A 3,989-nucleotide genomic window follows, 5' to 3' on the forward strand; every position below is an offset into this window, starting at 1 on the left:
GGTGTCGGTTGCCGGGCGGATGCCGTGGCGCATCACCAGCACCACTTTGTCCAGGCGCAGCCCGCCGGTGTCCAGGGGTGCGGCCACAGAGGGCAGCGCCAAGCAGATGCCCAGCGCCAGAACTGTGTACTTCAAGAACGTTGTTTTTATCATTGCGGGCCTAGAAGTCATAACGCGTGTTGAAGGTTAACGTACGGGGCGAACCCGGCTGCAGGTAGTTTTCCTGATAGAAGGTCCAGTACTTTTTGTTGGCCAGGTTGCTGACGTTGGCGCCAAAGGTCAGTGCATGCCCGCCGCTCAAATGCAGACGATAACCGCCACCGGCATCGAACAGGCTGTAGGCCGGCAGGGTGTGCACGTTGCCTGAGTCCACCGCCATTTCGCCGATACGCTGGGCGCCGGTGTGCAGGAACATGCCGGGCACTTGCGGGACACGGTACGTGACTTGTGTTGCAGCTTGATAATGCGCTGCACCGGCAGCGCGGTTGCCATCCACGCCGTCGCCCGCATCGTGGTAGGCCGAGTCCAGAGACATGACGCTTCCGTCTACGGTCAGGTTGGGGGTGGCATCGACGCTGGCGTTCAACTCCAGGCCTTGATAGCGGATGGTGCCGCTCTGCACGAAGACGTTGGCATCGTTGGTGTACTCGGCGCCCCGATCGATGCGAAACGCCGCCGCCGTGGCGCTCCAGTTACGCTGCTGGGCTTTTACGCCCACTTCGTATTGCTTGCTGCGCAGCGGGCCCAGGGTCTGTTCGGAGTTGACCGCCGTGGTGGGCGCGGTGCCGCCGTTTTCCAGGGATTCGACGTAACTGGCATACAGGGTCACGTCTTTGTTGGGTTTGTACATCAACGCCACCGTTGGCGTGGCGGGTCGGGCCTTGTACTGGACAGCAGGGGCGGTCGAGGAGGCGTGAGTCTCCTCGCGGAAGTCTTCGTTACGCAGGCCGGCCAGCAACGACCAGTGTTCACCTAGGCCGATGGTATCGCTGGCGAATACGGCGCTTTCCTTGATGTTGTCATCGCCGTAGGTGCCGCCGCTGTAGTCGATGTTGTACACCGAGAAGATCGTCGGGTCGTACAGATTGCCCTTGCCCACGGTGCCTTTGGGACTGACCACGGATTTTTCGGAGTTCAGTTGAGAGTAACTGCTGCCCAACACCAGGTCGTGGCTGAACCAGCCGGTGGTGAACTTGCCTTCCAGGGTGCCCATGGCGTCGTTGTAGTCATAGCCGTGGTACTCGGCCGATGCTTTGTCGGAGTAGCCGCCCGCATCGCTAGAAATGATGTACTGGTCTTTCAAATAACGGCGTGTCGAATCGCTGTAGCGATAGGCCAGCTTGCCGGTCCAGTCGGGTGAGAACTTGTAGGTCGCACTCAGCGTCGACAGGCTGTAATCCACATCGGTAAAGGAGCCATTGCTGTACAGGCGTTTGCTGCCGTCAATGGGTTTGGGCAAGGCGTTTTTGGGGTTGACGATGATGTCGGTGCCGCCGCTGGTATCACGCGTCTGGTACAGGGTGTCGAAGTCCAGGCTCAGGTCATCGCTGAGTTGCGCGTTGAGGGCCACGCCGACGGCTGTGCGGTTGACCTTGGCGTCACCCGAAACGGCATCGCCTTCTTCGTGCACCAGGTTGACCCGGTAGCCGAAGCGCGGGTCATCCAGGCGGCCGCCAACGTCCAGGTGTTCCTTGTACAGGTTGTTGGACTCGTAACCGGCGTCGACGCTGAAGGTGGTCTTGTCGGTTGGCCGTTTGGTCACGTAGTTGACGATCCCGCCGGGGCTGCCGAAGCCATACATGAAGCCTGACAGGCCTTTGAGCACATCGATGCGGTCAAACATCTCAAGGGGCATTTCCACGCCCCGGTTGATGTTGGCCATGCCATCTACCTTGTAGCCGTTCAGGTCATCCAGCGGCAGGCCGCGCACCGCGAGGGTTGCGGGGTGCGTGCCATAGCTGGAACTGATGGAGGTGACTGACGCGTCGTACTTGACCGCCTCAGACAAAATCCCCGCCTGGCGGTCCTGGATCTCGCTGCTGCCGACGCTTTTGAACGAGAACGGTGTATCGATCACCGCGCGGCTGCCCAGGGCACCGCTGTTGGTCTGCTGGTGCAGCGCCGGTTTGCGCTTGACAGCTTTGACCGTGACTTGCGGCAAAGTGGCCAAGGTACTGTCGTCGATGGCCGCTGCAGCATCAGCGGCAAAAGACGGCATGGCCATGGCAAGCGCTGCGAAACCGAGACCTGCACGCACATACAACGGGGATTTGCGAAACATGACTGCACCTTCGAAAACGGCCATTCACGGCCTGGTTGATTTCTGTGGCGCGCACTTCGCCGTGGTCGGCTATAAAGGCCGACCAAACGGGTGGGGCGAAGGGCGACGCCGTGGTTAAGGGGTAACGGCCTGGGTCACGAAACCGATCTTGTCCAGCCCACCGGACTGCGCCGCCGCCATCACCTGAACGACCTTTTCATAGGGCGTATTGCGCTCGGCGCGCAGGTGCAATTCCGGCACCGGCTGGCGTGCGGCGGCTTCGGCGATCAGCGCGGGCAAGTCGCTGTCGCTGATGTCGTGGTCCTCCCAATGCAGGTGGCCATCGTTGTCCAGCGCCAGGTCCACCGAGGGCGGCGGTTTGTTGTCTTGCTGCGCGGCGGCCTTGGGCAGGTCGATCTTCACCGAGTGCTGAATGGCCGGGACGGTGATGATGAAAATCACCAGCAGCACCAGCATCACGTCCACCAGCGGCGTGGTATTGATCTCGGGGTTAAAGCCGTCTTCTTCCAGGTCGTCCCCGCCCGACAGTCCACCGGCCATCAGACGTACTCCGCCTGGGCGTTGAAGGTGCTGTGGGCAGGCAGCCCGTTGCGTGGGGTTGCGCGGGCGCCGATCACCAGCAGGTCGTGCAGCTCGAAGGCAAACTTGCTTAGCTCTGCCAGGGTCTGCTTGTTGCTGCGCACCAGCAGGTTGTAGCCCAGGGTGGCGGGGATGGCCACGGCCAGGCCCAAGGCCGTCATGATCAGGGTTTCGCCAACCGGACCTGCGACTTTGTCGATGCTGGCGTCACCGGACAAACCGATCTTCATCAAGGCGTGATAAATGCCCCACACGGTGCCGAGCAAACCGACAAAGGGCGCGCTGGAACCCACGGTGGCCAGAATCGCCATACCGCCTTGCAACTTGCCGCCGATGGTCGCGGTGGACTGGCGCAAGGCGCGGGTCAGCCATTCGCTGAACGGCGGCGGGTTCATGTCGCCATCCAGCGCATCACGGTGCTGGCGCGCGGCGCTGATACCGGCGTGGGTCACTTCAGCCCAGGCGCTGCCTTGGCCCAATTGCTGCACACCCTCTTTGAGCGTCGGCGCGCCCCAGAACGCCGCCAAAAGTTTGCCCGAGCGCAGCCGAAACAGCGCCAGACGCAGCAGTTTGTCGAGCATCACGTACCAGGACGCCACTGACATCACCAACAGCATCAAGGCCACGCCTCGGGTGACCACGTCGGCCTGTTGCCACAAAACATTCAAACCCAGTGTTCCGGTTTCCATGTGTCTTTCCTTTCTTTGGGGTGAGCGCTGCCCTGACCGGCAGGCCCGTCAATAAAAAATAGGGGTGAGTGCTAGCTGTCGAGCTGAAAGCGCAGCGGCACGATCACGTACACCGACACCGCATGGCCATCCTCCAGATAGGGCTTGAACAGCGCGCCGCGCACTGCCGTTTTGCCCGCTTCATCGAGACTGCCGAAACCTGAGGAACGCACGATGTCCACGGCGCCGGGCTTGCCGTGAATATCCACCAGCACGCGCAAAATCACGGTGCCTTCGTTGCCCTCTTCACGGGCACTGTCGGGGTATTCGGGTTCGGGCTCATGCACGTACTCCACGCCTCGGGTAATGGTCTTGGGCTGAGGCGGTGGAGCGGGCGTGGGCGCAACCACCGGAGCGGCCGCCGCAGGTGTGGCGGGTGCGGGGTCTGACTTGACCACGGG

At 61.8% G+C, this 3,989-nt stretch carries 4 protein-coding genes and 1 pseudogene; all 5 read right to left on the reverse strand.

Annotation, left to right across the window (positions count from 1 at the left end; all coding sequences use genetic code 11):
• Positions 1-153: pseudogene (locus tag GHO41_RS30590) on the reverse strand (4-phytase); the annotation flags it as partial.
• Positions 154-160: 7 nt separating this feature from the next.
• On the reverse strand, positions 161-2,281 hold the full coding sequence (locus GHO41_RS28620; RefSeq protein ID WP_153435294.1) for a TonB-dependent siderophore receptor: 2,121 nt from the start codon (positions 2,279-2,281) through the stop codon (positions 161-163).
• Between the two features lie 114 nt (positions 2,282-2,395).
• Positions 2,396-2,821, reverse strand: coding sequence for a biopolymer transporter ExbD (locus tag GHO41_RS28625; protein WP_048370472.1), 426 nt, complete (start codon positions 2,819-2,821; stop codon positions 2,396-2,398).
• Entirely contained in the window at positions 2,821-3,549 is a 729-nt protein-coding gene (locus GHO41_RS28630; protein WP_153435295.1) for a MotA/TolQ/ExbB proton channel family protein, read from the reverse strand. The genes GHO41_RS28625 and GHO41_RS28630 overlap by 1 nt, the downstream gene beginning before the upstream one ends.
• 71 nt (positions 3,550-3,620) lie before the next feature.
• A partial coding sequence (locus GHO41_RS28635; RefSeq protein WP_153435296.1) for an energy transducer TonB occupies positions 3,621-3,989 on the reverse strand: 369 nt, incomplete at its 5' end.

The sequence above is a fragment of the Pseudomonas sp. FSL R10-0399 genome, from assembly GCF_009600165.1.
Lineage (GTDB): Bacteria > Pseudomonadota > Gammaproteobacteria > Pseudomonadales > Pseudomonadaceae > Aquipseudomonas > Aquipseudomonas helleri.